This window comes from Nonomuraea sp. NPDC049129, assembly GCF_040648495.1.
Taxonomy (GTDB): domain Bacteria; phylum Actinomycetota; class Actinomycetes; order Streptosporangiales; family Streptosporangiaceae; genus Nonomuraea.
This window is the reverse complement of sequence record NZ_JBEZDU010000053.1, coordinates 1-24,969: the sequence shown is the minus strand read 5'-3', so window position 1 is coordinate 24,969 and position 24,969 is coordinate 1. Positions and strand designations below refer to the sequence as shown.

Annotated in this window: 22 protein-coding genes; 6 read left to right on the top strand and 16 right to left on the bottom strand. The window is 71.1% G+C overall.

What is annotated here, in order from left to right; all coding sequences use genetic code 11:
• Positions 1–129: 129 nt before the first annotated feature.
• On the top strand, positions 130–4,098 hold the full coding sequence (locus AB0B64_RS59805) for a S8 family serine peptidase (RefSeq protein ID WP_358206319.1): 3,969 nt from the start codon (positions 130–132) through the stop codon (positions 4,096–4,098).
• Between the two features lie 46 nt (positions 4,099–4,144).
• Here AB0B64_RS59805 and AB0B64_RS59800 read toward each other — a convergent pair whose 3' ends face one another.
• From AB0B64_RS59800 to AB0B64_RS59785, 4 genes are all read right to left on the bottom strand, one after another.
• On the bottom strand, positions 4,145–5,086 hold the full coding sequence (locus AB0B64_RS59800; RefSeq protein ID WP_358206237.1) for a hypothetical protein: 942 nt from the start codon (positions 5,084–5,086) through the stop codon (positions 4,145–4,147).
• A 116-nt stretch (positions 5,087–5,202) separates the two neighbouring features.
• Positions 5,203–8,190: an AAA family ATPase gene (locus AB0B64_RS59795; RefSeq protein ID WP_358206231.1), complete on the bottom strand. Its 2,988-nt coding sequence runs from the start codon at positions 8,188–8,190 to the stop codon at positions 5,203–5,205.
• A gap of 85 nt (positions 8,191–8,275) precedes the next feature.
• A complete protein-coding gene (locus AB0B64_RS59790; protein WP_357952064.1) occupies positions 8,276–8,752 on the bottom strand; it encodes a hypothetical protein in 477 nt (158 codons plus the stop codon).
• Positions 8,753–8,880: 128 nt separating this feature from the next.
• Complete coding sequence (locus tag AB0B64_RS59785) at positions 8,881–9,237, bottom strand: helix-turn-helix domain-containing protein (RefSeq protein ID WP_357952065.1); 357 nt, start codon at positions 9,235–9,237, stop codon at positions 8,881–8,883.
• A 129-nt stretch (positions 9,238–9,366) separates the two neighbouring features.
• On the opposite strand from AB0B64_RS59785, the gene AB0B64_RS59780 reads away from it, so the two are divergent.
• Positions 9,367–10,104 carry an SDR family NAD(P)-dependent oxidoreductase gene (locus AB0B64_RS59780; RefSeq protein ID WP_358206214.1) on the top strand — a complete coding sequence of 246 codons (738 nt, stop codon included), beginning with the start codon at positions 9,367–9,369 and terminating at the stop codon, positions 10,102–10,104.
• A 110-nt stretch (positions 10,105–10,214) separates the two neighbouring features.
• Here the strand turns inward: AB0B64_RS59780 and AB0B64_RS59775 are convergent, their stop codons facing one another.
• The 4 genes from AB0B64_RS59775 to AB0B64_RS59760 all read right to left on the bottom strand — a co-directional run bounded on the left by AB0B64_RS59775 (position 10,215) and on the right by AB0B64_RS59760 (position 13,412).
• Positions 10,215–10,850, bottom strand: coding sequence for an SRPBCC family protein (locus tag AB0B64_RS59775; RefSeq protein WP_358206209.1), 636 nt, complete (start codon positions 10,848–10,850; stop codon positions 10,215–10,217).
• Positions 10,851–10,915: 65 nt separating this feature from the next.
• Positions 10,916–11,812: an AEC family transporter gene (locus AB0B64_RS59770; RefSeq protein ID WP_357952068.1), complete on the bottom strand. Its 897-nt coding sequence runs from the start codon at positions 11,810–11,812 to the stop codon at positions 10,916–10,918.
• Positions 11,813–11,948: 136 nt separating this feature from the next.
• Positions 11,949–12,854, bottom strand: coding sequence for a CHRD domain-containing protein (locus tag AB0B64_RS59765; protein ID WP_358206202.1), 906 nt, complete (start codon positions 12,852–12,854; stop codon positions 11,949–11,951).
• A 195-nt stretch (positions 12,855–13,049) separates the two neighbouring features.
• Positions 13,050–13,412 carry a nuclear transport factor 2 family protein gene (locus AB0B64_RS59760; protein WP_358206196.1) on the bottom strand — a complete coding sequence of 121 codons (363 nt, stop codon included), beginning with the start codon at positions 13,410–13,412 and terminating at the stop codon, positions 13,050–13,052.
• Between the two features lie 217 nt (positions 13,413–13,629).
• Here AB0B64_RS59760 and AB0B64_RS59755 point away from each other — a divergent pair, with 217 nt between their 5' ends.
• Both AB0B64_RS59755 and AB0B64_RS59750 read left to right on the top strand, forming a co-directional pair.
• Positions 13,630–14,172: a hypothetical protein gene (locus AB0B64_RS59755; RefSeq protein ID WP_357952071.1), complete on the top strand. Its 543-nt coding sequence runs from the start codon at positions 13,630–13,632 to the stop codon at positions 14,170–14,172.
• A gap of 69 nt (positions 14,173–14,241) precedes the next feature.
• Positions 14,242–14,871, top strand: coding sequence for a TetR/AcrR family transcriptional regulator (locus AB0B64_RS59750; RefSeq protein ID WP_357952072.1), 630 nt, complete (start codon positions 14,242–14,244; stop codon positions 14,869–14,871).
• Between the two features lie 97 nt (positions 14,872–14,968).
• Here AB0B64_RS59750 and AB0B64_RS59745 read toward each other — a convergent pair whose 3' ends face one another.
• The 8 genes from AB0B64_RS59745 to paaA form a co-directional block, all read right to left on the bottom strand.
• On the bottom strand, positions 14,969–15,865 hold the full coding sequence (locus tag AB0B64_RS59745; protein ID WP_358206185.1) for a 3-hydroxyacyl-CoA dehydrogenase family protein: 897 nt from the start codon (positions 15,863–15,865) through the stop codon (positions 14,969–14,971).
• Positions 15,862–16,602 (bottom strand): enoyl-CoA hydratase/isomerase family protein, encoded by a 741-nt coding sequence (locus AB0B64_RS59740; protein WP_357952074.1) that lies wholly within the window; start codon positions 16,600–16,602, stop codon positions 15,862–15,864. The genes AB0B64_RS59745 and AB0B64_RS59740 overlap by 4 nt, the downstream gene beginning before the upstream one ends.
• Positions 16,599–17,777, bottom strand: coding sequence for a thiolase family protein (locus AB0B64_RS59735; protein WP_358206175.1), 1,179 nt, complete (start codon positions 17,775–17,777; stop codon positions 16,599–16,601). Before AB0B64_RS59735 ends, AB0B64_RS59740 begins: the two co-directional genes overlap by 4 nt.
• Positions 17,778–17,831: 54 nt before the next feature.
• Positions 17,832–18,923 (bottom strand): 1,2-phenylacetyl-CoA epoxidase subunit PaaE, encoded by a 1,092-nt coding sequence (gene paaE, locus AB0B64_RS59730; RefSeq protein ID WP_357952076.1) that lies wholly within the window; start codon positions 18,921–18,923, stop codon positions 17,832–17,834.
• Position 18,924: 1 nt separating this feature from the next.
• Complete coding sequence (paaD, locus tag AB0B64_RS59725) at positions 18,925–19,437, bottom strand: 1,2-phenylacetyl-CoA epoxidase subunit PaaD (RefSeq protein ID WP_358206170.1); 513 nt, start codon at positions 19,435–19,437, stop codon at positions 18,925–18,927.
• Between the two features lie 38 nt (positions 19,438–19,475).
• A complete protein-coding gene (paaC, locus tag AB0B64_RS59720) occupies positions 19,476–20,384 on the bottom strand; it encodes a 1,2-phenylacetyl-CoA epoxidase subunit PaaC (RefSeq protein WP_357952078.1) in 909 nt (302 codons plus the stop codon).
• Between the two features lie 106 nt (positions 20,385–20,490).
• The gene (gene paaB / locus AB0B64_RS59715; RefSeq protein ID WP_357952079.1) at positions 20,491–20,784 is read right to left on the bottom strand and encodes a 1,2-phenylacetyl-CoA epoxidase subunit PaaB; all 294 of its coding nucleotides are present in this window, start codon (positions 20,782–20,784) and stop codon (positions 20,491–20,493) included.
• Positions 20,781–21,779: a 1,2-phenylacetyl-CoA epoxidase subunit PaaA gene (gene paaA / locus AB0B64_RS59710; RefSeq protein WP_358206155.1), complete on the bottom strand. Its 999-nt coding sequence runs from the start codon at positions 21,777–21,779 to the stop codon at positions 20,781–20,783. The genes paaB and paaA overlap by 4 nt, the downstream gene beginning before the upstream one ends.
• 170 nt (positions 21,780–21,949) lie before the next feature.
• On the opposite strand from paaA, the gene paaZ reads away from it, so the two are divergent.
• The gene (gene paaZ / locus AB0B64_RS59705; protein ID WP_358206149.1) at positions 21,950–24,004 is read left to right on the top strand and encodes a phenylacetic acid degradation bifunctional protein PaaZ; all 2,055 of its coding nucleotides are present in this window, start codon (positions 21,950–21,952) and stop codon (positions 24,002–24,004) included.
• A 1-nt stretch (position 24,005) separates the two neighbouring features.
• Entirely contained in the window at positions 24,006–24,839 is an 834-nt protein-coding gene (locus AB0B64_RS59700) for an enoyl-CoA hydratase-related protein (protein ID WP_358206143.1), read from the top strand.
• Positions 24,840–24,969 lie beyond the last annotated feature (130 nt).

Here is a 24,969-nt window from a genome sequence, read left to right as displayed (position 1 = left end):
ACCCCGCTCCCCGGCCGTCCTTTTCCCGTCATTGGCGGGAAAAGGACGACGAGTCATCTTCTCAGGATATTTCTTGACATGTCATGGTTCGGGAGAGTCGATCATGCCTGCTATCCCGCGAGGAGAACCATGACTCGTCCACGATGGCGCAACCCGTCCATCGGGCTTTTAGCGCTGGGGCTGGTGCTGTCGACCGGTATGGCCGTAGAGCCGCCGGCCTCGGCCACCCCCGCACCCGCCCTTTCCGGCCAGACCGCCGCCGCCGTCGAGTCGTCCGGAACGCCGGCCAAGGACGCGCCGAAGATCACGCTGATCACCGGTGACGTGGTCGCCTACGACACCGGCCCCGGCGGTACCCCGCGCTACCAGGTCACCCCCGCCAAGCGGCCCGACGGCGCCCCGGTGAACTTCATCTCCGTCCGCGATCGGGACTCCTACTACGTCTTTCCCTCCGACGTGATGGACCTGGTGTCGTCGGGCCGCATGGACAAGGGCCTGTTCGACGTCGCGTACCTGGCCAAGAACGGCTACACCGACAAGGAGAGCGCCGGCCTGCCGCTGATCGTCCAGTACGGTCAGGCCAAGCAGGCGGCCAACACGCTGTCGGCGCAGGCCGACGCCCTGCCCGCCACCTCCGCGCCACGCGGGCTGCCCAGCGTGGGCGGCGCGGCGATCCGGGTGGACAAGCAGGCGGTCCAGCAGTTCTGGAGCGCCGTCGATCCTCCCGCGAGCGACAAGAACGCCACGGCCAAGCTCGACCGGGGCGTCTCGGCCATCTGGCTCGACCGCAAGGTGCAGGCCGTACTCGACAAGAGCGTGCCGCAGATCGGCGCGCCCGAGGCGTGGGCCGCCGGGCTGAAGGGCGAGGGCGTCAAGGTCGCGGTCCTCGACACCGGCATCGACCTCGGCCACCCCGACCTCGCCGGCCGCGTCGTGGCGAGCGCGAACTTCACCGCCGAGGCGGACGTCCAGGACGGCCACGGGCACGGCACCCACGTCGCCTCCACGATCGCGGGCGACGGCGCCGCCTCCGACGGCAAGTACACCGGCGTCGCGCCCAAGGCGTCGCTGCTCGTCGGCAAGGTCATCGACAAGAGCGGCAACGGGTTCGAGTCGGACATCATGGCCGGCATGGAGTGGGCGGTCGGCCAGCAGGCCAGAGTGATCAGCATGAGCCTCGGCGGCTGCTGCTACACCGGGCCCGACCCGATGAGCCAGGCGGTCGAGAACCTCAGCGCCCAGTCGAAGTCGCTGTTCGTCATCGCGGCGGGCAACGACGCCCTCAACCGGAAGATCGCCTCGCCCGGCTCGGCACCGTCGGCGCTGACCGTCGCCGCGGTGGACGGGTCGGAGAAGCTCGCCGAGTTCTCCAGCAAGGGCCCGGTGCTGGCCGACTACAGCCTCAAGCCGGACATCGCCGCCCCCGGCGTCGGCATCGTGGCCGCGCGCGCCGCGGGCACCACGATGGGCACGCCCGTGAACGACCGCTACACCGGCGCGTCGGGCACCTCGATGGCCACCCCGCACGTCGCGGGCGCGGCCGCGCTCCTGGCCCAGAAGCACCCCGACTGGACCGGCGCCCAGCTCAAGAACGCGCTCACCAGCACCGCCCGCGACGACGGCTACGGCTCGTACGAGCAGGGCGCGGGCCGGGTGGACGTGGCGCGCGCCGTGAAGCAGGCGGTCACCGCCTCGGGCGGCATCGACTTCGGCCTCATGGCCTACCCCCACACCGCTCCCGTCACCAAGACGCTCACCTACACCAACGACGGCGATCAGCCGGTGACGCTGACGCTCAAGACCGGGCTCAAGGCCCACAAGGGCACCGCGCCCGCGCGCACGCTCACCCTGGACCACGACACGGTCACCGTCCCCGCGCACGGCACCGCGCCCGTCGCCGTCACCTTCGACCCGTCGGGACCGGATACCTGGTACGAGGGCTTCGTGCACGCCACCGACGGCGGCGGCGTGAGCGTCAACACCGCCGTCGGCGCGTTCGTGGAGCCCAAGAAGGTCACCATCAAGACCCGGATGGTGCTGCCCGACGGCGCGACCGACGTGCAGGACATCCCCTGGGCGATCATGCGCACCGACGACCGCGACGACCTCGACGTCGAGTGGTACCCCGGCAGTGGCACCGAGACCGAGACGCGGGTGTACGCGGGCACCTACAGCGCGAACTCCGGCATCAGCTGGCGTGGCAGCGACGGGCAGTGGAACATCGGCCTGCCGTCGCAGCCGGAGTTCGAGGCCACCAAGGACATCACGATCACCCTCGACATGCGCAAGGCCCGCCAGGTCACCCAGAAGACCCCGGACCCCACGGAGGTCTACAACTCGCAGTACGCCTCCGAGCGTGAGGCGGCCAACGGCGTCGGGTCCGTCCGCTTCGAGTCCGCCTCCCCCACCTACGGGCTGCACAACTACTGGCTGCTGCCCACCCGCTCGATCACCCAGGGCACCTTCGACGTCGCGGGACAGATCCTGCGCGGCGCCCCCGTGATCAGCATGAAGGCCGACAAGCTCACCCTGAGTCCCCGCTACCAGAGCTTGGCGGAGGACGTTCCCAAGCTGACCGGCCGCAGCACGCTCACCCTGGTGTCCGGGGGTCGCGGCCAGGCCGCCGACCTCGCCGGCGCCGGTGTACGCGGCAAGCTCGTCCTGCTCGACCTGTCCGACCTGTGCCCGGCCACCGGCTGCACGGGCGACGCGCTCGACCGGGTCAAGGCCGCGGCCGACGCCGGCGCCGCCGGGGTGCTCGGCTACGGGGCGGTCAACCGGCCCTTCCTCGACCTGGCGAAGTACTGGCCGATCTACCCGATCCCGACCATGAGCCTGCCCGCCGGCGAAGGCCGCGCGCTGGCCGCGCTGCTCGCCAGGCGGCCGGTGAGCATCCAGGCCGAGGGCGTCACCGCCACGCCGTACATCTACTCGCTACTCCTTCACGAGCGCCTGCGCGTCCCGGCCAAGCTCGACTACGAGGTCGGCAGGCGCAACCTGTACGAGATCAAGAACCGTCTGCACGCCGACCGGCCCGCCCACGCCTCCATCATCTGGTCGGCGACCGTGGTGACCCACCCCGGCTGGCTGCTCGGTCCGCGGTTCGGCTCCTCCTGGCCCGCGCAGAGCACCGTGACCGAGTATGTCGGGCCGGTCTCGCGGGACGTGTCGTGGACCCGCGAGACCCAGCTGACCTACCCCGAAGGCAACGCCTCCGGCCAGAGCTCCGGAATGTGGGCGACCGCCGTGGACGTCTACCCGACGGCCGGGGGGAAGACCGAGGAGTGGGGCGCCCAGCCGCGCGTTCCCGGCAACCCGGTGTTCTCCGACCTGACCCGCTCCGCCGGGAACACCACGTGCTTCCCCTGCCGCAACGGCGACACCTTCCTGGCGGCCCTGCCGATCCTGGGCCCGGAGCCGAACCACCAGGAGGCGTTCACCTGGAACGCGCGCTTCTACGAGGAGCGCGGCGGCAAGGACGAGCTGCATCTCTACCGTGACGGCCAGGAGATCCCCATGGTCGAATCGGGCACCAGCGGCCCGGTCCTGATCCAGATGCCGAGGTACGAGCTGCCGGAGGGCGAGGCCCGCTATCGCCTCACCGACAAGTTCCATACCCCGCAGCCGCTGCAGAAGTACGCCACCGACGTGGCGACGGAGTGGACGTTCAAGTCCAAGCGCCCGACCGGCGGGCTGCAGACGCCCAGCGACGGTCTGTGCGTCGGCTGGTTCTTCGCCAGCACCCTCGCCCCGTGCGAGCCGGTCCGCCGGCTCAACCTCCGCTACGACCTCGACCTCGACCTCGACAACACGACCGCGGCGGCCACGCCGCACAAGATCACGATCACCGGCTACCAGGGCTCCTACGACGTGCCCGACGCACGCCTCGGCAGCCTGAAGCTCTGGGTCACCTACGACGACGGCGCCCACTGGAAGCCCGTCACCATCGCCAAGAAGAACGCCACCTCCTACACCGCGACCATCGCCCACCCCGCCCTGTCTGCCACCAACGGCACCGTCGGCATCCGCGCCCAGGGCGTGGACGCCGAGGGCAACACCGTAGACCAGACGATCACCCGGGCCTACGGCCTGAAGTAACGCGAAAACGGATCGGCACGCCCCGGGCGTGCCGATCCGTTCCGCTTTATTCGCTCTGCTGGTTGTACAGGCCGTCCATGGCCTGGAGAAGCGGCGCGGGGTACGAACCCGACCCCGCGTCACTCCGCTGCCCGCCCCACGACGCCTGCCACGCGCCGGTCGAGGTGGTCCGCATCGCGGTGTGACTCAGCGTCCCGCCGTCCGCGTTCTTGTCATAGACCGCCCAATGATGGGCAGTGCGCTTGTTGGTCGCCGAATCGACGCCGACCGTGTCGTCATGACTTGAGGCGAGGAAGGTGTAGTCCGTGCCCATCTGGGAGAGTGGCTGCTTCGACAGCCAGCTCAGGAAGCCGCTGCCCGGGCGCATGTCGCTGCACTGCTCGTGGGTGATGGCGCACGCGGTCACCAGCGCGCTGCCGATGCCCAGGTGCGGCGTGGAGAGTGTGACCATGTCCTCGATGTACAGGTACGGGGGCCAGCCGCTGGGCCACCCGGCCGCGCCGATGTTGTTCAGATCGACATTCAGCCCGCTCAGATCGGGCGGCGTCTTGCCCACGCCGTACCTGTTGACGCCCTCGATCGCGGCCTTGGCGACCAGGCCGCCCATGGAGTGCGCCACGACGTCGATCGCCGTGTCATGGCTGGAGTAGAAGTAGTACACGGTCCACGCGAACTGGCGGCCGATCTCCTGGATGCGGGAGTCGGTGGTGCCCTGATATCTGATGTCGCAGTTGGTGGCCTTGTTGTAGTAGCCGAACGTGCGGACCTCGCCCCAGCCGTTGGCGTTCAGCAGGTTCTTGGCGTCCTTCCAGCTGCTGGCGCAGTTGGTGTCGGCCTCACGGTCGAAGCCGTGGACCAGGAGGGTGACCCGCTGCCCGTCCTCGCGCGCGGGCGCGGCGGAGGCGGCCGGTGCGGTGGCGATGAGGGCGGCCGCGACCAGGACCCCGACCAGGGGCAGGGATAAGCCGGATCTGACTAGTCTGTGCATCCACGCGCTCCGTTTCCGTGAGGTCGGAAGCACGGTAAAGCGCGGGCGATCATCCGCGAATCGGTCGGCGCGCGGTGGCTCGCCGGTCATGCGGGCTCGCGACTAAGTAGCCGCGGTCACTCACCTAGGTCGAGGTCGCCGAGCTGGGCTCGGGCAGCCACACCGAGCTTGGGAAACGCTTTGTACAAATGATGTCCCACCGTACGCGGGCTGAGGAACAGCCGCGCGCCGATCTGCCGATTGGAAAGCCCCGTCGCCGCCAGCCGTACCACCTGACGCTCTTGCGGCGTCAGCCGGTCGAGCAGGCCGCCGCTCCTGGACACGGCCGCCTCGCCGGCCGCCTCCAGCTCGCCGTGGGCGCGGCGGGCCCACGGCACGGCGCCGAGCGCGTCGAAGGCCTCGAAGGCGGCGCGCAGCCGCCGCCGCGCGTCAGAACGGCGGTGCGCGCGCCTGAGCCACTCGCCGTACAGCAGCTCGTTGCGCGCCTGCTGGAACGGCTGGTCAGCGGGTACGGCCACGGCCCGCGCGAAGTGCCTGCCCGCCTCCTCACCCTCGGCCAGCAGCCCCCTGAGCCGGGCGGCGACCGCGTTCGCCCACGGGCGCTCCACGACGGCCGCCCAGCCCGCGAACCTGGCCGCCGCCCCCTCCGCCAGATCCGCCCGCCCGGCGCGGACCGCCGCCTCGACCAGGTCGGGCGCCGCGCAGAGCGCGACCACGGGATGGCGGTGCCCCGCCGCCTGGAGATGGTCGAGAGCGGCCCCGGCCCTGCCTTGGCCCAGCTGGGACAGACCGAGCGCCCAGGCGGCGAGCGCCCTGGTGGCCTCGACGTCGCCGTCCGCCTTCGCGGCCAGCTCCAGGCAGCGCTCCTCGGCGCCGCCGACGGCGGCCAGCCAGGCCAGCAGCCCGTGCACGTGGCCGGCCCGATGGGCCTGGTGGATGTCGGAGGCGACGGTCAGCGCCTCGGACGCGGCGGCCGACGCCTCGCGGTGCCTGCCGCGCAGCATCTGGGCCTGCGCGAGCAGCGCCAGCGCCTGGGGGAGCAGGCCGATCAGGCCGCGCTCGCGGCAGCGCGCGACCAGCGACTCGGCCAGCCCGTGGGCCGTGACCTCGTCGCCCGAGACGATGCTCAGGGAGGCGGCGAGGGGCAGCAGGTCGGGGGAGTCGCGCGCTAGCTGGGCGGCCGCGCGGATGGGGGAGAGGTCGACCACGGCCTGGCCCTCCACGAGCCGCGCCATGACCGCCATTCCGGCGGCGAGCACCCCGGGCCTTTGGGGTAGCGGCTGCGGCCCTTCCGGCTGCGGCGGTTGCGGCCCTTTTGGGAGCGGCAGTGCGAGTGCGCCGAGTCGGTGGTCGGCGTCGTGGGCGAGCTCGGGGTCGGCGGCGAAGGAGGCGTAATGGATCGCCTCGGCCAGCATGCGGGCCGCGAGCGCGGGGTCGGCGGTCCGTACGTGCTCCGCGCCCTCGGCCAGGATCCGGCCCGCCGCGCTCGGCGAGCCCTGCTCCACCACCACGCAGGCACGTACCTGGGCCAGGCAGGCGAGCTCGGCCGGGGTCGTAGCGAGTGTCGTGGTGAGCGGCGCCGCCCGGTCGGCCAGCCCGGCGGCCCGCTTCAGCTGACCCGCCTGGACCGCCAGCTCCGCCGCCGCGATCAGCCTGCGCGCCGTGCGGGCGGTGTCGGCGGTGAGATCGGCGGCCCGCTCGTACGCCACGGACGCGGCGGCCGTGCCCTGCCGGTCGCGCGCCCGTAAGGCGGCGCGCTCCAGTTCCCCGGCGACCCTCTCGTCAGGGCCGGTCGCGGCGGCGGCCCGATGCCAGGCCCGCCGATCGGCCCGCGCCTGGCCATCGAGCGATTCGGCCGCCCGATCGTCCTGGGCCGCGGCCGTCGAGTTGTCCAGGGGCGTGGCTGCTCGGTCATGCCGGGGCGCGGTCGTGCGGCCGTCCAGGGGTCTGCCCATGGGGTCGCCCAGACACCTGCCCGTCTGGTCGCTCAGCGACTCCGCCAGCGCCAGGTGGGCCGCGACCCGGCGGAAGTACGGCGCGCCGCGGTAGGCCGCGCTCCTGATCAGCGGGTGCCGGAACGACAGCCCGGCCGCCGAGAGCTCGATCAGCTCCTCGCGTTCGGCCAGCGCCAGGTCCGCGACCGTCGCGCCGAGACGGGCGGCGGCCCGCAGGATCAGGTCCAGATCCCCGGTGTCGTCGGCCGCCGCGACGAGCAGTGCCGCCCTGGCCGGCTCGGGGAAGCGGTCGATGTAAGCCTCGAACGTGGTCCGCACCCGGTCCGACAGCGGCCCCGACTCGCCCGCGAACGGCAGCGGGCTCAACCGGCCCGCCCGCTGCTCAGGGGTCAGTACGGCGGCGAACTCGATCAGCGCCAGCGGGTTACCCGCCGCCTCGTCGAGGACCCGGCGCCGCACCTGCGGCGCCAGATCGCGAGCCCGATCGGCCAGAAACTCCGCGGCCACCGCCGCCTCCAGCCTGCCCAGCCGCAGCTCGGGCACCCCGTGGGTGGCCAGCGCCTCCAGGCGCGACGGTGTCACTCGGGGCGTGGCCTCTCGGTGCTGCGAGATCATTCCGGGCGTGGCCATCGCTCCACGGCGCGGGGTGGCCGCGCCGTCCCGGAGGGCGAACAGCATGACCACGCCCTCGGCGTCGAGCCGCCTGGCCGCGAACAGCAGCGCGTCGGCGGAGGCGTCGTCGAGCCACTGCGCGTCGTCGACCAGGCACAGGATCGGGCCGTCGCCCGCCAGATCGGACAGCAGCGTGAGCGCGGCCAGTCCGACGAGGAACCGGTCGGCCACCTCGGCGGGCGCCGCCCCGATCGCACCGCGCAACGCCGCCGCCTGGCCGGGCGGCAACCGCTCGGCATGCCCCAGTACCGGCCGCAGGAGCAGATGGAGAGCGGCGAACGGCAGCTCGGTCTCCGACTCCACCCCCAGCGTGCGGAGCACCGGCCAGCCGGCGGCCCGCCCGGCGGCGTAGCCGAGGAGCGCCGACTTGCCGATGCCGGTCTCGCCCTTGACGACGACCGCGCCGCTGCGTCCGGCTCGGGCGGCGGCGAGCAGCGCGTCGATCTCAGCCTGCTCGGCGCCGCGTCCGTACAACATCTGGCCTCCCGACGATCATGTCAGGGAGTCAGTATGAAACCTCGACAAGCCAGGAAGGAGTAAGACGGAGGCGTCATCGCGGACGTTATCCGCAGTTGTCCCACTTCGCACGGCCCCCGCTGGCGACGGCCGGGTCGTGGCCGAGCGGCTTGATCGTGCCCCAGAACTTCACGCACCTGCCCTGAGCCCAGTACTTCACCGGCCCCGCGTAGGACTTGAAGTTGCCGCGGTCGGAACGCACGATCGGGCTCTGCTTCGTGTCCTTGATCGGCTTGGCCATGATCGTGAGCTCGGCGGTGACCGGGGTCTTCGTGCCGACGAAGCTCGACTTGATCGTGACCACGCAGTTGTAGCCGTTGCCGCGGTTGTAGAGCAGGTAGACCGTGCCGTACCGGCGGCCGCTCGAGGTCTTGACCGGCTGCGTGCCGCCGGTGATGCGCGCGTAACCGGAGCCGCAGATGCTCTCCGGGCTGGCGGCCGCGGCGGCATTCGCCGGGCTCGCTATGACACCGCTGAGGCAGAGTGCCGCCGTAAAGATTGCCGCCTTTGTCGGCATTCTCACCTGATTGTCCCTTCATAGGCCACTTTACTAATGATCTCGACAAGCATGCCCGAAACTTGGTTATCGGTCCAGGCTCTAGCGATTAACGGTGGGTGTCGGCCCATGCACGGGTGTGATGTCAGCGCGGCTCAGTCGCCTTGCCGTTCGTGGGCTGCCTGGGCGGCGAGGATGGCGCTCGCGTGATCCCGGATCCAGTCGGACAGCGCCTGGAGGGGCTCGGTGATCCCCTGGCCGAGGTCGGTCAGCGCGTAGCTGACCTGCGGCGGAGTGGAGGGCGTGACGGTGCGCAGGACGAAGCCGTCGCGAACCAGCGTGCGCAACGTCTGGGAGAGCATCTTCTCGCTGATCCCCTCGATCTTGGCGCGTAGCTCGTAGAACCGCAGCGGCCGCTCGCGCATCGCCGTCAGGACCAGCACTCCCCAGCGGCTGGTCACATGATCGAGCACCATGCGCGCCGGGCAGTCTCTGTGAAAAGCGTCACTCACCCGTCACTCCCTGCCTCTGTGATCTGAAAGCCGACCCGTTAGTAAGGGACGAACTCCAAGGTACGTACTTACTTTCAGAAAGCCCAAAACCTATCGTCAGCCCCGATACCCAGGCAACGGAGGCATGACATGCAACGCATCGCCCTCATCACCGGCGCCGGCCGCGGCATCGGGGCCGCGACCGCCCTCGAACTGGGCCGGCGCGGGTTCCACGTGATCGTCAACTATCACCGCGACGCGGCGGCGGCCGCCTCGGTGGCGGCGGAGATCGCGGCGAGTGGCGGCAGCGCGCAGGCCGTTCAGGCGGACGTGTGCGAACCCGGCCAGGTGGCCGACCTGGTGGCCGCCTGCGAGCGGGTCGACGCGCTCGTCTGCAACGCCAACATCAGCCCGCCCTTCGCGCCGCTGACCGAGCTGTCCTGGCCGGACTTCTCGGGCAAGGTCATCGGGGAGCTGTCAGCCGTCTTCCACGTCACCCAGCAGGTCCTCGACCTCATGCGGAAGCAGGGCGAGGGCCGGATCGTCTACGTCTCCAGCCTCAGCGCCGACCTGGTACGCCCCGGCGCCATCGCGCACGCGACCGCCAAGGCCGCGCTCAACACCTTCGCGCAGCACGTCGCCGCCGAAGCCGGCGGGTGGGGGATCGCCGTCAACACCGTGGCCCCGGCCGGCGTACGTACAGAGGGCAGCGCGGCCATGCGCACCCCTCAGACGGAAGCGGCGCTCGCCCGCCGCTCGGTCCTGGGCCGGATGCTCGACCCGCGGGATGTGGCCGCGGTGATCGGTTCGGTCCTCGACGGCGGCTTCGGCGCTGTGGCGGGTGCCCACATCCCCGTGGACGCCGGCTACCGCGTCCTGCCCGGCTGAGGACAGGACGCGGTAAGGGCGTCACCTCTCGAACGCGACCGCCCGGCCCGTCGCGGTCGGCCTCGTGACTGCCTGGCCCGTCGCAGTCGGCCTTGTGACCGGCCGGCCCGTTACAGCCGGCCGCTCTCGATGGCCTCCTTCAGCGCCACCTGGGTCTGCTGGTGGGAGGAGACGCCGTTGGTCACGGTGAAGTCGATGAGCAGGACGTTCGCCTCGAACGTGAGGTGCTCGGTCACCCGGGTCCGGCCGCCGCCCAGGTCGGTGAAGTCGATCCGCTGGTGGGTGACGACGTTGGGCATGGTCCAGGTGTCGGTCGTGTAGAAGTACTCCGCCGCGTGGACGCGCTGCTGGGCGTGTGTGTTGACGGTGACGGGCACCCCGTCGGTGACCGGGACGTCCTCGACGGCCGTGAAGTTGACGTAGCGCAGCCCGTCCTGGATGTAGTCGGCGTGGGTGGCGACGCGCTTCAGGAAGGGGTGCAGGCCGATGTGGTGGTTGATGTCGGAGTACGCCGCGAAGACGTGGTCAAGGGGGGCGTCGATGTCGATCGGGAGGTCACGGGTGACCGCGGTCCGGCCGTCCAGGGGGAGAGGGCCGGTCAGGTGCTCGTAGAACCGGTAGGTGTCCCAGGCGAGCTGCCACTGGGTGGCGAGCACCGGATCGCTGTCGGCGCGGGCGGGGGTGCCGGTCAGGACGAGGGTCACGATGAGCAGCGGGGTGGTTAACAGGCGCAGAAGTCTCGGCACGGTTACCTCATGGAGCTGAGTTCGATGGTACGAATACCTTCTACCCAAAGATCGCCGGTTGGCGATCACTTGAGGGTGAGCGCGCCCGCGCCCCCGGCCAGCACGGCGATCACCGAGAGGGTGGCCAGCGACAGGACGCTCGAGACCAGGATGGTGTCGCGGGGCAGTTCGGTGGGCCGCCCGTACTCGGCGGCGTAGACGTAGGTGTTCTGCGCGGTGGGCAGCCCGGCGAACAGGACGGCCGCGAACAGCGCATGGCCGTCGAGATGAAGCAGGAACCGCCCGACCAGGAACGCCACCAGCGGCTGGACCAGCAGCTTGAGCGTCACCACCGGAGCGACCCGGCGCCAGGCGACGGCCGAGCCGTTCAGCGACATGCCCAGCGCGAACAACGCCAGCGGCACCGCCGCGCCGCCGAGCAGGTTAAGCGGCCGCATCACGGGTTCGGGCAGCTGCCAGCCGAGGGCGGACATGCCCAGGCCGAGCACCGAGGCCACCACGATCGGCATCCGCAGCGGGGCCAGCAGGGAGGAGCGTTCGACGCCCAGGCCCAGGAAGATCAGCGGAGACATCACCAGCACCTGGAAGATCAGCACCGACACCACGAAGGTCGCGTCGTGCAGGACGTACAGGCCGATGGGGATGCCGAGGTTGCCGGCGTTGACGTAGGCCGACGACATCGCCCCGATCACCCGGTCGGGCAGCTTGCCGCGCAGCGTCACGAGCGCGAGCACGCCGACGAAGACGGTGCTGATCGCGAAGGCGAGCAGCGGCCGCGGCTGGATCTGGCTGAGCGGTGTACGGCTGAGCGTGGTGAACAGTACGGCGGGCATGGCGATGGTGAACGTGAACCCCGTGAGCGCCTGCTGGAACTGCCCGCTCGCCACCCGGAAACGCCCGGTCAGCCACCCGAGGGCGCCGATGATCCAAATGGGGGTGAACGCCGTCACTACCGTAAGCATTGGACACACCGTACCGATCGCCGAAACGCGCGCCGAGGGCGGGTCGTCCTGCGGAGTCCTGGTCAGCGGCGGGGTCGGCCGAGACGCACAAGCGCGGGCCGACTTTGATCGGTCGGCCCGCGCGATATCGGGGGGCTTACCAGCCGCCGCCGTGGAGCTGGCCGCGCACCGCGCCGCCGGGGAACTCGCCGGTGTGCAGGTTGACGTACCAGTTCTTCGGGTTGTGCTTGATCCCGCCGGCCACCTTGGCGGAGGTGCTCGCCGTGCCCGCGATGCCGTTGATCCCGGCGGGCAGGCCGTTGGCGGCGCTGAAGAAGTTCACGACCACGGGGCCGTTCTTGCCCTTCTTGCCGCGGTGGATGTGCCCGTTCGTCGGCGCGGCGATCTTCTTCCAGGCGGTGGCGAAGTGCACCTGGGTGCCCTTGACCCAGACGAGCCAGGCGGCCCGCCCGTCCTTGTCGCCGACCTTCGTACCGGGCGCCGGGACCTCCTGGCGGCCGTCGGCCGAGGCGGTGAGGGTGGAGCGTGAGCCGTTCGCCAGCACCGACTCGAGCGCCACCGGGTGGATCTTGTAGAGCTGGGCGCGGACAGCGCCGCCGGGGAACTCGCCGGTGTGCAGGTTGGCGTACCACTTCTTGGGGTTGCTCGTGATCCGGTTGAGCAGGCCGGAGTCGCTGACCTTGACGGTCCCCTTCACAGCGCTCAGGCTGCCGGGCAGCGCCTCGCCGAAGAACGGGATCTTGACGTCGCCGTTCTTGCCCGCCTTGCCCTGGTGGATGTGGAACGCGGTCGGGGCGGCGATGTTCTGCCAGCGGATGGCGTAATCGACCTGGTTGCCATGGATACGGAACACGGCGATGGCGCTGCCGTTCTTGTCGCCGACCTTCGCGCCCGCCGCGGGCACCTCGTTCTTGCCCTGCAGCGCGGCGGCCAGGTAGACATCGGAGCTCGTACTCGCCTGCGCCGCGGTGGGCGCGAGGCCACCTGCGACCAGAGCGGTAGCGAGAACCAGGCCGGGGACGGTGAGGATGCGCTTCGTCATGATGACCCTTTCAAGCGCCTCGAGGGTGAGGCTCATAGCTGTGTTGACGCACGGTTGTACGGGGTGCGGCAGCAGCCGGGTTCAACGACGGAACGTGTAGAAATACGCATTGGGAAAAGCGCCCAAGATGTTGATTTACTTTGTAAAGGCGCACGCCGTTTATGGCGATCTTGTGGGGCCGGAGATCCGACCTGACTAAGCCGCGTAGACGGGCGCGAGGTCGATGAAGATGCGGTAGTCCGAGATCAGTCCGTCGTCACGAGTGCGCCAGATGGACACGGCCGCGACGCTGACGTCCTTGCCGTCGAGTCGCCGGTAGGTGACCTCGGTCTCGGCGATGGTGTCGGCGTCCAGCTGCCAGCTCCTGACGATCCGGTGCCGCAGGCCGCCGATGGTGGAGAAGAACGTCCGCAGCCCGGCGGCGATGGCCGCGCGCCCCACCGTCGGCTCGGCGTTGCCGAACACCAACGTGGCGTCCTCGGTCAGCAACTGGGCGAACTTGTCGGGGTCGAATGTGTCGACCACCTGGAAAACGCGTAGCGCCACATCGTCGGACATGTCGATCATTCCTTACGTGGTCGTCGGGGCCGCTGGTGAGGACGATACGGAATCAAGCGCCATGCGCAACTATCACGAAGGTGGTTGTCTCGTCGCCGGGTGAATCGGCTGATCGCTTGCCGCGAATTCCTGGCTCCTGGTGGATAACGGATAGGCGATCTATGTTTGGTCTGATCGTGCGACCCTCAAAAAGATGTTCGCGAAGGAGATGTTCACGGTGAAGAGACTTCTCGAGGGAACCCCATTACGCACCGGTGTCGTCGCGGCCGTCGCGCTGGCCGGTGGCCTGCTGACCGCTTCCCCGGCCGCCGCCACCGTGGCCGGCGAGCGTACCGTCGCTTCGGTTTCTCAGACGGCCGATTCGGCCGCCGCTTCGCGTCCTCGCAATGGCAAGATCCTGTACGACCGCGTCAGCGGCGGCCAGGGCACGCTCAAGATCAAGAACGGCACCTCCAGGGACGGCGTCGTCACGCTGGTCAAGGGCAGGACCAAGGCGATCAGCATCTACGTACGCGCCAGATCCAGCGCCAGCGTCAGGGACGTCAGGGACGGGACGTACCGGGTCTACTTCACCACCGGCTCCCGGTTCAGGGTGTCGAAGGGCAGGTTCAGCCAGAGCGCCGTGTACCAGCGGTTCAACGATCGGCTGAGGTTCACCACGACCGCCACCTCAAGGAGCGTCTGGACTCTGACCCTCAACCCGGTCAGGGGCGGCAACGCGCGGACCACCTCGATCAACCCCAAGGACTTCCCGGCGTGAGCGCGCGGCCGGCCGTCAGGGCGCAAGGCGGCCACCGGAGCGCCTGAGCTGCCGTGAGATCCTTCTTTCGTGACGACGACCGAGCCCGCCGAGCCGACCCCGCGCCGTGGTCGTGGCCGTCCCGGCTACGACCAGGCCGCGATCCTGCGCACCGCCGTGGAGCTGTTCAACCGCAAGGGGTACGACGCCACGAGCATGGGAGACCTGGCCAAGGAGCTCGGACTGACGAAGCCGGCCATCTACCACCACGTCACGAGCAAGGAGCAACTGCTCAGCCAGGCATTGGACGACGCTCTCGACGAGCTCACCGCCGTCGTGACCGCGGCCGCTCGCGATCGGGCCGGGGCGACGGCGTACGAGCGCCTGCGTGAGGTGGTGCGGCGCAGCGTCGAGGTGCTCGTGGCACACCAGCCCTCCGTCACGCTCCTGCTCCGGGTGCGCGGCAACAGCGGGATCGAGCTGGCCGCCCTGGAGCGGCGTCGCTGGCTCGACGACCGCCTCGCCGCGCTCGTCGCGGACGCCGTCGCGGAGGGCTCGCTGCGCGACGACGTACCGCCGACGCTCGTGAGCCGGCTGCTGTTCGGCATGGTGAACTCGCTGGTCGAGTGGTATCGCCCGGACGGTGTGTACGACGCGGCGACGGTCGCCGACGCCATCACGGTCATCGCCTTCGACGGCTTGGCCCGCCACCAACCCTGAACTCCCCGCGCGACCCGCCGACACTGAAGTCTCAGCCCACGCGACCGACACTGAAGTCTCAGCCCGCGCGACCGCGCCCACCTCAGCGCCTGCCCGCTCACCACACATAAAAGCCCTGGCCCGTCTTGCGGCCCAGATGCCCGGCGGCCACGAGGCCGCGCAGGATCCGCGGCGGCTCGAAACGGGGTCCCAGCTCGCGCGCCAGGTGTTCGGCGATCGCGAGCCGCACGTCGAGTCCGACCACGTCGGTGGTCCGCAGCGGTCCCATCGGGTGGCGGTAGCCGAGTGTCATCGCCGTGTCTATGTCGGTCGCGCTCGCGACGCCCTCCTCCAGCATTCGCATCGCCTCGAGCGCGAGGCAGACGCCGAGGCGGCTGCTCGCGAAACCCGGCGAGTCCGCGACGGTGATCGGCGTCTTGCCGAGGGCCGTCACCCACTCCTGAGCCCGCGTCACGAGCGCCGGCTCGGTGTGAGGCCCGGTGACGATCTCGACGAGGTCGCTCACCGGGACGGGGTTGAAGAAGTGCAGCCCGAGAAAGCGGCCCGGCGAGGCCAGAGCGGCGGCGAGCCCGCCGATCGACAGGCTGCTGGTGTTCGAGGCGAGCACCGCGTCCGGCGCCCGCCGCTCGACCAGGGCGAGCACCTCGGTCTTGAGCGCCGCGTCCTCCGGAACCGCCTCGACGACGAGCTCGCACGGGGCCAGGTCGCCCGGATCGGTGGTCGTCCGCAGCCGGGCCAGGGCGTCCGGTAGCGGGATCTCGAGCTTGCCTTTGGCGTGGGCCTTGGCCAGGCTGTCGCCCACCCGGGCGTTGGCCTGGTCAGCCGCTTCGGGGCCGTTCTCCACGACGATCACGTGGCTGCCCGAGGCCAGGAACGCGTGCGCGATCCCGGACCCCATCCGCCCACCGCCGAAGACACCCACCGTCCGTGGCAGGGCACCACTGGTCGCGTACTGCGTCTGCGTCTGCGTCTGCGCCTGGGCGTCGCCGGTCATGAGCTTCGCTCCTGTCGCCGGTTCAGGAATGCCGTCATGCGGGTGTGTTTCTCCTCCGTCTCGAACAGGACCGCCTGCGCGACGTCGTCGACGAACGGGTGCGCGGCCCGCGGGGCGTGGAAGACGGCCTTGGTCAGCCGCGTCGCCAACGGTGCCCGCGCGGTGATGCGGTCGGCGAGCCGATGTCCCGCGGCCAGCAGGTCTTCGGGCTCCACGACGTCGTTGAGCAGGTACACGGCCCGCGCCTCCTCAGCCGTGAGAACACGGCCCGCGAGCAGAATCTCCTTGGCCAGGGGTTCCCCGACGAGCTCGGCGAGGCGCCAGGCCGCGCCGGCCGCCGCGACGATGCCGAGGTCCGTCTCCGGGTTGCCGATCCGCGCGCGCGGCGTGCCGATGCGGAAGTCGCAGGCGTACGCGAGCTCGGCCCCGCCGCCCAGGGCGTACCCGTCGATGAGGGCCACGGTCGGCATCGGCAGCCGGTGGATGCGGTCGAAGATCTTCGAGTTGATGCCCCGCAGCGCGTCGTCCCGGTTCCGCTCGCGGAGCTGGGCGATGTCCGCTCCGGCCGCGAAGGCCGGCCCCTCGCCGGTCAGGAGTACGACGCGCGGCTCCTCTTCGACGGCGGCGCACGCCTGGTGGAGCGCGGCGACCAGCTCGCGGTCGATCGCGTTGCGGACCTCGGGCCTGTTGAGCCGCCACACGACCCGGTCGGCCCCTTCCTCGACGATCAGCGTCATGGCCGCTCCACCAGGAGAGCGCTGCCCTGGCCGACACCGACGCACATGGTCGCCAGCCCGCGCCGGTCGCCGGAGCGTTCGAGCCGGCCGAGCAGGGTGACGAGAATCCGGGCCCCGGACGCGCCCAGCGGGTGCCCGAGGGCGATGGCTCCGCCGTCGGCGTTGACCACGTCGAGGTCGAGCCCGAGATCGCGGACGCAGGCGAGGGACTGCGCGGCGAACGCCTCGTTGAGCTCCACGGCGTCGAGGTCGTCCACGCTCCACCCGGTACGCTCGAGCACCTTGCGGGTCGCCGGGACCGGGCCGATCCCCATGATCTCCGGCGGCACTCCGGCGTTCGCCGCCGCCACGAGCCGGGCCCGCGGGGTCAGGCCGGACTGTTCGAGGAAGCGCTCGCTCACCACGACGACGGCCGCGGCGCCGTCGTTGAGCGAGCTGGAATTGCCGGCGGTGACGACCCCGTCAGGACCGTTGACCGGTCGCAACCGGGCCAGCCGCTCCAGGCTCGTGTCCGGCCGCGGCCCCTCGTCGACGTCGACGACGCCTGCGCCGACCGGTACGGGGACGATCTCGTCGGTGAACCAGCCCTCCTTGATCGCCGCGACGGCCCGCTCGTGGGAGCGCAGCGCGAACGCGTCGAGCTCGTCGCGGGTCAGACCCCAGCGCCGCGCCACCGTCTCGGCGGTCTGCGGCATGGAGGCGGTCGTCGCGGCGTCGAAACGGGGGTTGGTGAACCGCCAGCCGATCGAGGTGTCGAAGGACGCACCCGGCTTGGCGAACGCCTTGGCCGGTTTCTCGGTCACCCACGGCGCCCGGGTCATCGACTCCACCCCGCCCGCGACGACGACATCGACGTCACCCGCCGCGATGAGGGCGCGCGCCGTCGCGACCGCGGTGAGGCCGGAGGCGCAGAGCCGGTTGACCGTGAAGCCGGGCACCGTGTCGGGCAGGCCCGCCAGGAGAGCGGCCATCCGGGCGACGTTGCGGTTGTCCTCGCCGGCCTGGTTGGCCGCGCCGAAGACCACCTCATCGACGAGACCAGGGTCGATGTCCGCCCGTGCGACGGCCTCACCCACGACGAGGGCGGCGAGATCGTCGGGGCGGACGTGGGCCAGCGCGCCGCCGTAGCGGCCTATCGGCGTCCGTACGCCGGAGACGACGAAGGCTTCGGTCACGAAGAGCTCCTGTGATCGGGAAACGCAGAGAACATCGGACAGTGAAAGCGAAGGTCAGGCGTCGTAGTCGACCGTAACGTTCTCGCTGACGGGAAACGTCTGGCAGGTGAGCACGAACCCGGCCGCCACCTCGGACTCTTCGAGGGCGTAGTTACGGCGCATGTCCACCTCACCCTCGCGGACGACCGCGCGGCACGTCCCGCAGACCCCGCCCTTGCAGGCGAACGGCAGGTCGGCCCGCGTCGCCTGGGCGCCGTCGAGGAGCGTCGTCTCCCGGGAGACGGTAGAGGTCGTACGCAGGCCGTCGAGCACCGTCGTCAGCACGCTGCTCGCGCCGGTCGTCATCCTGTCCGCCCGCCGCGGCGGTGGCGGGGGCGCGTCGGCATAGAAGAGTTCGACGTGGACGTTCCGCGCGGGGACGGCGAGTTCGGTGAGTACGGTCCGCGCGTCCTCGACCATGCGCAGCGGCCCGCACAACCAGACGTGATCGAACGTCTCAACCGGAACCAGCTGGGTGAGCAGGCGACGCAACCGGTCGCCGTCGAGCCGCCCCGAGAACAACTCGACCTCGCGTGGCTCGCGCGACAGCACGTGGACGACCTGGAGCCGAGGTCCGTACCGGTTCTTCAGGTCGCCGAGTTCCTCCGCGAACATCACGGTACGGCTCGTCCGGTTGCCGTACAGAAGCGACACCCGGGCGCCGGGATGGGCCAGCACCGTGGAGGCGACCGACAGCATCGGGGTGATGCCCGACCCGGCGGCTATGCACAGGTGCCGCTCTCCCAGCGCCGGGTCGGCCCGCCACGAGCCGGTCGGGGCCTGCACCTCGATCCGCGTTCCCGGCACCACCTCGTGGACGAGCCAGGAGGAGAAGAGCCCGTCCGGTATCTCGCGGACCCCGATACGCGGCGGGGCGCCGGCCGGTGCGCAGATCGAGTAGGACCGCCGGTGCTCCTGACCGTCCACGAAGCGGCGGAGGGTGAGCGACTGCCCGGCCCGGAAGTCGTACACCTCGCGCAACTCCTCCGGCACCGCGAACGTGATCGCCACGGCGTCCTCGCACAGGTGGTCGACCGCCGCCACGGTCAGCTGGTGGAAAGCGGCGGACGCCCGGGTCGTCGCGCGGCCGGGCGCGAGCGTGCTCATCTCATATCTCCTTGACATGCTCGAACGGCTCAAGGCAGTCGGTACAGCTGTAGAGGGCCTTGCAGGCGGTGGCGCCGAATTCGGAGACCAGGCGGGTGGCCGTCGAAGCGCAGCGCGGACAGGCCGGGGCGAGCCGCTGCGGCCCGAGCGTGAGCGCCACCGGCCCGCTCTGCCGACGGGCGGGGCCGGGGGCCGACAGCCCGGCCTCCCGCAGGGCGGCCCGTCCCCGCTCGGAGATCCAGTCGCTCGACCAGGGCGGATCGAGCACGACGCGCACTTCGACGCGGGGGAATCCCGCGTCGGTCAACCGATGGACCAGGTCGTCGCGCATGGTGCCCATGGCCGGGCAGCCGGTGTAGGTAGGGGTGATCGAGGCGACCACGACCTCGTCGCCGTCCGCTGTCCGCTCGACGTCGACACCGCGCAGCACACCGAGATCGGCGAGGGTCAGCATCGGCATCTCGGGATCACGCACCTGCCCGGCGACCTCGACGGCCCGCTCTCGGCCACTCACGGGCACCCCCTCAAACCCGGCGGCTCGCTCTTGGGCGGTCACCAGCGCCCGCTCGGGTGTGCGCGTGCGACCACCTGCATCTCGGCGAGCAAGCCGCTGAAAGCCTCGGTGTGCGTGCCGTGCCGCCCGCCGTCGCCCGCCAGGGGCGGACGGTCCGGGCGGACGACGCCGCTCATGGCGAGCACCTGGTCGAGGATGCCGTCCACCTCAGCGCGGACGGTCGCGGGGTCGACACCGACCCCGGCCCGCGCGAGCGAGCGCTCGACGGGATGCGTGGCGACCAGTTCCGGCTGGTACGGCCACAGGTCGCCGAAGGCGGTGACGAGTCTGCGGCGCGACTCCTCGGTGCCCTGCGCCAGCGTGAGGAACCAGCGGGCCGCCCAGTCCCGGTGGTAGGTGAGCTCCTTGACGCCCTTGGCCGCCACGTGGGCCAGCACCGTGTCGGTGCTCGCGCGCAGCCGTTCCAGCAGCGCGAGCCGCGCCACCGAGAACAGCAGCAGACGTACGACGACGTGCGCGAAATCGCCGTTCGCCACCTCGGCCAGGCGCACGTTGCCGAACTGCCCGGCGTCACGGAAGAACGCCAGCGCGTCCTCCGCGGGCACCGGCGAGCCCTCCGGGAGGGCGGGCACGACGCCGGGGTCGGCGGCGGCCGCCCGCGCCAGGAGCAGGCGCGCCTGCCCGAGGAGGTCGAGGGCGATGTTCGCCAGGGCGATGTCCTCTTCGAGGTCCGGTGCCCGGCTGCACCACTCGGACAGGCGCTGCGACATGATCAGCGCGTCGTCGCCGAGCATGAGGCAGTACGCGGCGAGTTCGGCGTGGTCGACGCCCTCGGGCACGGTCGTGTCGACGCCGGCCAGCGGGTCCTCGAAATCGGTGCCGAACGCCCACTGCGCGGAATCCCCGCCGATCAGGCCGTCGAAGACGCTGCCGTGGTCGTCGCTCATGGTGGTCCGCCTTCCGGACGTGTCGGTGGATTGAAGTGGACTGGATGGATCGGGTGGCTCGGACTGGAGTGAATGGTCTGGATGGCCGGAAGAGTGGTCGGCCGGGTCACATGTGCGGCACGTTCTCGGGGATCTCGTAGAACGTCGGGTGCCGGTAGACCTTGTCGCCGTTCGGCGCGAACAAGGGATCCTTCTCGTCCGGGCTGGAGGCCGTGATGGCGTCGGCCCGTACGACCCAGATGCTCACGCCCTCGTTGCGCCGCGTGTAGACGTCGCGCGCGTGCCGCAGGGCCATCGCGTCGTCCGGAGCGTGCAGCGACCCGACGTGGACGTGGTTGAGCCCGCGCTTGCTACGGACGAACACCTCGTAAAGCGGCCATTCCCGCCGGTCGGGGCTCATCGCGCACCGCCTTCGTCGGACGGGCCCGCCGACGTCGAGCCGTTCGCTTCGGTCGAGCGGTTCGCGAATGCCGACGCCGCCTCGCGTACCCAGGCGCCGTCCTCGTGGGCCGTCCGGCGGTGCCGCAGACGTTCGGCGTTGCACGGCCCGTCGCCGCGGATGACCGCGGCGAGCTCCGCCCAGTCCGGGTCGCCGAAGTCGTGGTGCCCGCGCTCCTCGTTCCAGCGCAGGTCGGGGTCGGGCAGCGTCACCCCGAGGGCGTCGGCCTGCGGGACCGTCATGTCGACGAAGCGTTGGCGCAGCTCGTCGTTGGAGTTGCGCTTGACGCCCCACGCCATCGACCGCGCGCTGTTGGGGGACTCGCCGTCCGGCGGCCCGAACATCATCAGCGACGGCCACCAGAACCGATCGACCGACTCCTGGACCATGGCACGCTGGGCGTCGGTGCCGCGCATCATCGTCATGAGCAGCTCGTAGCCCTGCCGCTGGTGGAAGGACTCCTCCTTGCAGATGCGGATCATGGCGCGCCCGTACGGTCCATAAGACGTGCGGCAGAGCGGCACCTGGTTGCAGATCGCGGCTCCGTCGACGAGCCAGCCGATCGTGCCGACGTCGGCGTAGGACAGTGTCGGGTAGTTGAAGATCGAGGAGTACTTCTGCCGGCCGGCCAGCAGCAGCTCGGTCAGCTCGAGGCGGGAGACGCCAAGGGTCTCGCACGCCGAGTACAGGTAGAGGCCGTGCCCGGCCTCGTCCTGCACCTTGGCCAGGAGGATCGCCTTGCGGCGCAGGGATGGGGCGCGGCCGATCCAGGCGCCCTCGGGCTGCATGCCGATGATCTCGGAGTGCGCGTGCTGGGCGATCTGGCGTACGAGCGTCCTGCGGTAGTCGTCCGGCATCCAGTCGCGGGGCTCGATCCGGTCGTTGCGCGCGATGGTCGCGTCGAACCCGGCCTGCAGCCGCTCCTCCAGTTCCGGCTCCGCCGGAGTCGTGGTCATCGTTCCTCCGAGGCATCGGTGACATCGGTCGTATTTACTTATCGCTCGGTCAGTAATACCATCGCATGGGTCGGGGGTCCCGCGCAACAGGTCGCGGTGACGGGGAATGTTCTAGAGGACCGATGCCCCCCGCCAACCGCGGAACCGCAGAACCGCAGAGAGGAGACAGCGTGAGCGCGCTGCTGGAGAGCTACGCCGCCGGACGGTGGTTCCGGGCGGCGGACGACGGGCAACCTCTGCTCGACGCCGCCACGGGTGAGGAGGTCGCGCGAATCTCAAGCCGGGGGCTGGACGTCGCCGCGATGGTCCGGCACGCCCGGGACATCGGCGGACCCGCGCTGCGATCCCTGACCTTCCACGAGCGGGCGGCCCTGCTCAAGGCGCTGGCCAAGCACCTGATCGCGCGGAAGGAGGAGCTCTACGCACTGTCCGTACGGACCGGAGCCACCTCACGGGACACGATGGTCGACGTGGACGGCGGCATCGGCACCCTGTTCAGCTACGCCAGCAAGGGGGTCCGCGAGCTGCCGAACGACACGGTGTTCCTCGACGGCGGCCTCGAACGCCTGGGCAAGGGCGGCACCTTCGTCGGCCAGCACGTCTACACCTCGCGGCCGGGTGTCGCGGTGCAGATCAACGCCTTCAACTTCCCGGTCTGGGGCATGCTGGAGAAGCTGGCTCCGGCCTTCCTCGCCGGGCTGCCGTCGATCGTCAAGCCCGGGAGCCAGACCGCGTACCTCACCGAACTCGCCGTCCGGCTGATCATCGAGTCGGGGATCCTGCCCGAGGGGACGCTCCAGCTCGTCGCCGGCGGCGCGGGTGGCCTGCTCGACGAGCTGACGATCCAGGACTCCGTCGCCTTCACCGGTTCGGCGCACACGGCGGGCGTCCTGCGCCGCCACCCGAACGTGCTCGACGGCGGCGTCCTGCTCGGCGTCGAGGCCGACTCGCTCAACTGCTCGATCCTCGGGCCGGACGTGCTGCCGGATGATCCGGAGTTCGACCTGTTCGTCAAGGGCGTCGTCACCGAGATGACGGTCAAGGCGGGGCAGAAGTGCACGGCCATCCGCCGGGTGCTCGTACCCGAGGCGATGGCCGACCAGGTGGTCGACGCGCTCACCGCCCGCCTGGCGAAGGTGACCGTCGGCGACCCGCGCAACCCGGACGTACGGATGGGCCCGCTCGCCGGGCTCGCCCAGCGCGACGAGGTGCGCAAGGCCGTCGAAGCGCTCACGGCGGGTGCCGAGGTGGTCTTCGGCGACCCCGAAGGCGCGGCCCTGCTCGACGGCGACCCCGAGCGCGGCGCCTTCATGACCCCGCTCGTGCTGCGCGCGCGCCCCGGCGCCGGCGAGCCGCACGACGTGGAGCCGTTCGGCCCGGTGAGCACCGTGCTCACCTACGACGGCGTCGAGGCGGCCGTCGCCCTGGCCGCACGGGGCAAGGGGAGTCTTGTCGCCTCCGTCGTCACCCACGACCCGCAGGTCGCGCGGTCCGTCGTGCTCGGGCTGGCGCCCTGGCACGGTCGCGTCCTCGTCCTGGACAGGGACGACGCCGGGGAGTCCACCGGGCACGGCTCGCCGCTGCCCGTCCTGGTCCACGGCGGCCCCGGCCGGGCCGGGAGCGGTGAGGAACTCGGCGGCGTCCGAGGGGTCCTGCACCACATGCAGCGCACCGCCGTACAGGCATCCCCGGACCAGCTCACCGCGATCACCGGACGGTGGACGACGGGCGCCGCGCGCGTCGACTCCGGTGTCCACCCCTTCCGGAAGTCCCTGGCGGAGCTGCGCGTGGGCGACACGATCGCCTCCGCGCCGCGGACGGTGACGCTCGCGGACGTCGAGCACTTCGCCGAGTTCACCGGGGACACCTTCTACGCGCACACCGACGCCGCGGCCGCCGCGCGGAACCCGCTGTTCGGCGGCATCGTCGCCCACGGCTACCTCGTCGTGTCCCTGGCCGCCGGTCTCTTCGTCGACCCGGCACCCGGACCGGTCCTGGCGAACTTCGGCGTCGACGGACTCCGCTTCCTCACCCCGGTCAAGCCCGGCGACGCGATCGACGTGGCGCTGACCGTCAAGCAGATCACTCCGCGCGGCGGCGCGGACTACGGCGAGGTCCGCTGGGACGCCGTCGTGTCCAACCAGGACGGCCAGGCGGTCGCCACGTACGACGTGCTGACCCTCGTGGCGAAGACCTGGCCGGCGACGTCCGCGCCGGAGGCCTGACATGTCCGCACCCAGCCAGGACGCGACCCCGGTCGTCCTCGAACGTGACGCGACCACGGTCATCTTCGAGCGTGACGGGGCCGTGGCCGTTCTCACCCTGAACCGCCCGGATCGCCGCAACGCGCTGGACGCCGGGACGAAGACGGCGTTGCGCCGGGCGCTCGAGGAGGCCGCGTCCGACGACGCCGTCCGTGCCGTACTGCTGACCGGCGCGGGCAGCGCCTTCTGCGTCGGTCAGGACCTCGCCGAGCACGCGGCCGCCCTGCGCGCCGACGCGGAGCACGCGTTCGACACCGTCGAGGAGGACTACGCGCCGATCATCCGGCTCGTGGCCACGATGGGCAAGCCGGTCGTCGCGGCCGTCAACGGTACGTGCGTCGGCGCGGGGCTGGCCCTCGCGCTGGCCTGCGACCTGCGCGTCCTCGCCGAGGAGGCCGTCTTCGCGACGGCCTTCACCGGGATCGGGCTTACCTGCGACTCCGGGCTGTCCATGACGCTCACCCGGGCGGTCGGCGAGGCGCGGGCCAAGGAACTCGTCCTGCTCGGCGAGTCCTTCACCGCTCAGCAGGCCGTCGCGTGGGGGATCTCCGGTCGCGTGGTCCCACGCGCGGACGTCGGTACGGCGGGCCGTGAGCTCGCGGCCCGGCTCGCGGCTGGGCCGACCGCCGCCTACGCCGCGTCCAAGCTGCTGATCGCACAGTCCTGGGGCCTGGACCTCGGGACGGTGCTCACGGCCGAGGCGCACGCCCAGGCCCAGCTGGGCCTGACCGCCGACCACACCGGAGCAGTCGAGGCGTTCCTCGCCAAGCGCAAGCCCGCCTTCGAGGGGCGCTGAGCTCGCGCCTCTCCGGTACGGCGTTGGGCCCCGGGCCCCCGGGGGGGGGCGGGGGGGCCGGGGGGGGGCCGGGCCGGGGGGGGCCCCCAGAGGGCGAGGGGGGGGGGGGGGGCTAGTGTGGTGTTTTGGG

Coding starts and splice junctions, on each gene's coding strand:
- AB0B64_RS59765 (WP_358206202.1), bottom strand. CDS start 12,854: ATGACGAAGCGCATCCTCACCGTCCCCGGCCTGGTTCTCGCTACCGCT.
- AB0B64_RS59700 (WP_358206143.1), top strand. CDS start 24,006: ATGTCCGCACCCAGCCAGGACGCGACCCCGGTCGTCCTCGAACGTGAC.
- paaA (WP_358206155.1), bottom strand. CDS start 21,779: ATGACCACGACTCCGGCGGAGCCGGAACTGGAGGAGCGGCTGCAGGCC.
- AB0B64_RS59770 (WP_357952068.1), bottom strand. CDS start 11,812: ATGCTTACGGTAGTGACGGCGTTCACCCCCATTTGGATCATCGGCGCC.
- paaB (WP_357952079.1), bottom strand. CDS start 20,784: ATGAGCCCCGACCGGCGGGAATGGCCGCTTTACGAGGTGTTCGTCCGT.
- AB0B64_RS59780 (WP_358206214.1), top strand. CDS start 9,367: ATGCAACGCATCGCCCTCATCACCGGCGCCGGCCGCGGCATCGGGGCC.
- AB0B64_RS59805 (WP_358206319.1), top strand. CDS start 130: ATGACTCGTCCACGATGGCGCAACCCGTCCATCGGGCTTTTAGCGCTG.
- AB0B64_RS59800 (WP_358206237.1), bottom strand. CDS start 5,086: ATGCACAGACTAGTCAGATCCGGCTTATCCCTGCCCCTGGTCGGGGTC.
- AB0B64_RS59740 (WP_357952074.1), bottom strand. CDS start 16,602: ATGACGCTGATCGTCGAGGAAGGGGCCGACCGGGTCGTGTGGCGGCTC.
- paaC (WP_357952078.1), bottom strand. CDS start 20,384: ATGAGCGACGACCACGGCAGCGTCTTCGACGGCCTGATCGGCGGGGAT.
- AB0B64_RS59745 (WP_358206185.1), bottom strand. CDS start 15,865: ATGACCGGCGACGCCCAGGCGCAGACGCAGACGCAGACGCAGTACGCG.
- paaE (WP_357952076.1), bottom strand. CDS start 18,923: ATGAGCACGCTCGCGCCCGGCCGCGCGACGACCCGGGCGTCCGCCGCT.
- AB0B64_RS59795 (WP_358206231.1), bottom strand. CDS start 8,190: ATGTTGTACGGACGCGGCGCCGAGCAGGCTGAGATCGACGCGCTGCTC.
- AB0B64_RS59760 (WP_358206196.1), bottom strand. CDS start 13,412: ATGTCCGACGATGTGGCGCTACGCGTTTTCCAGGTGGTCGACACATTC.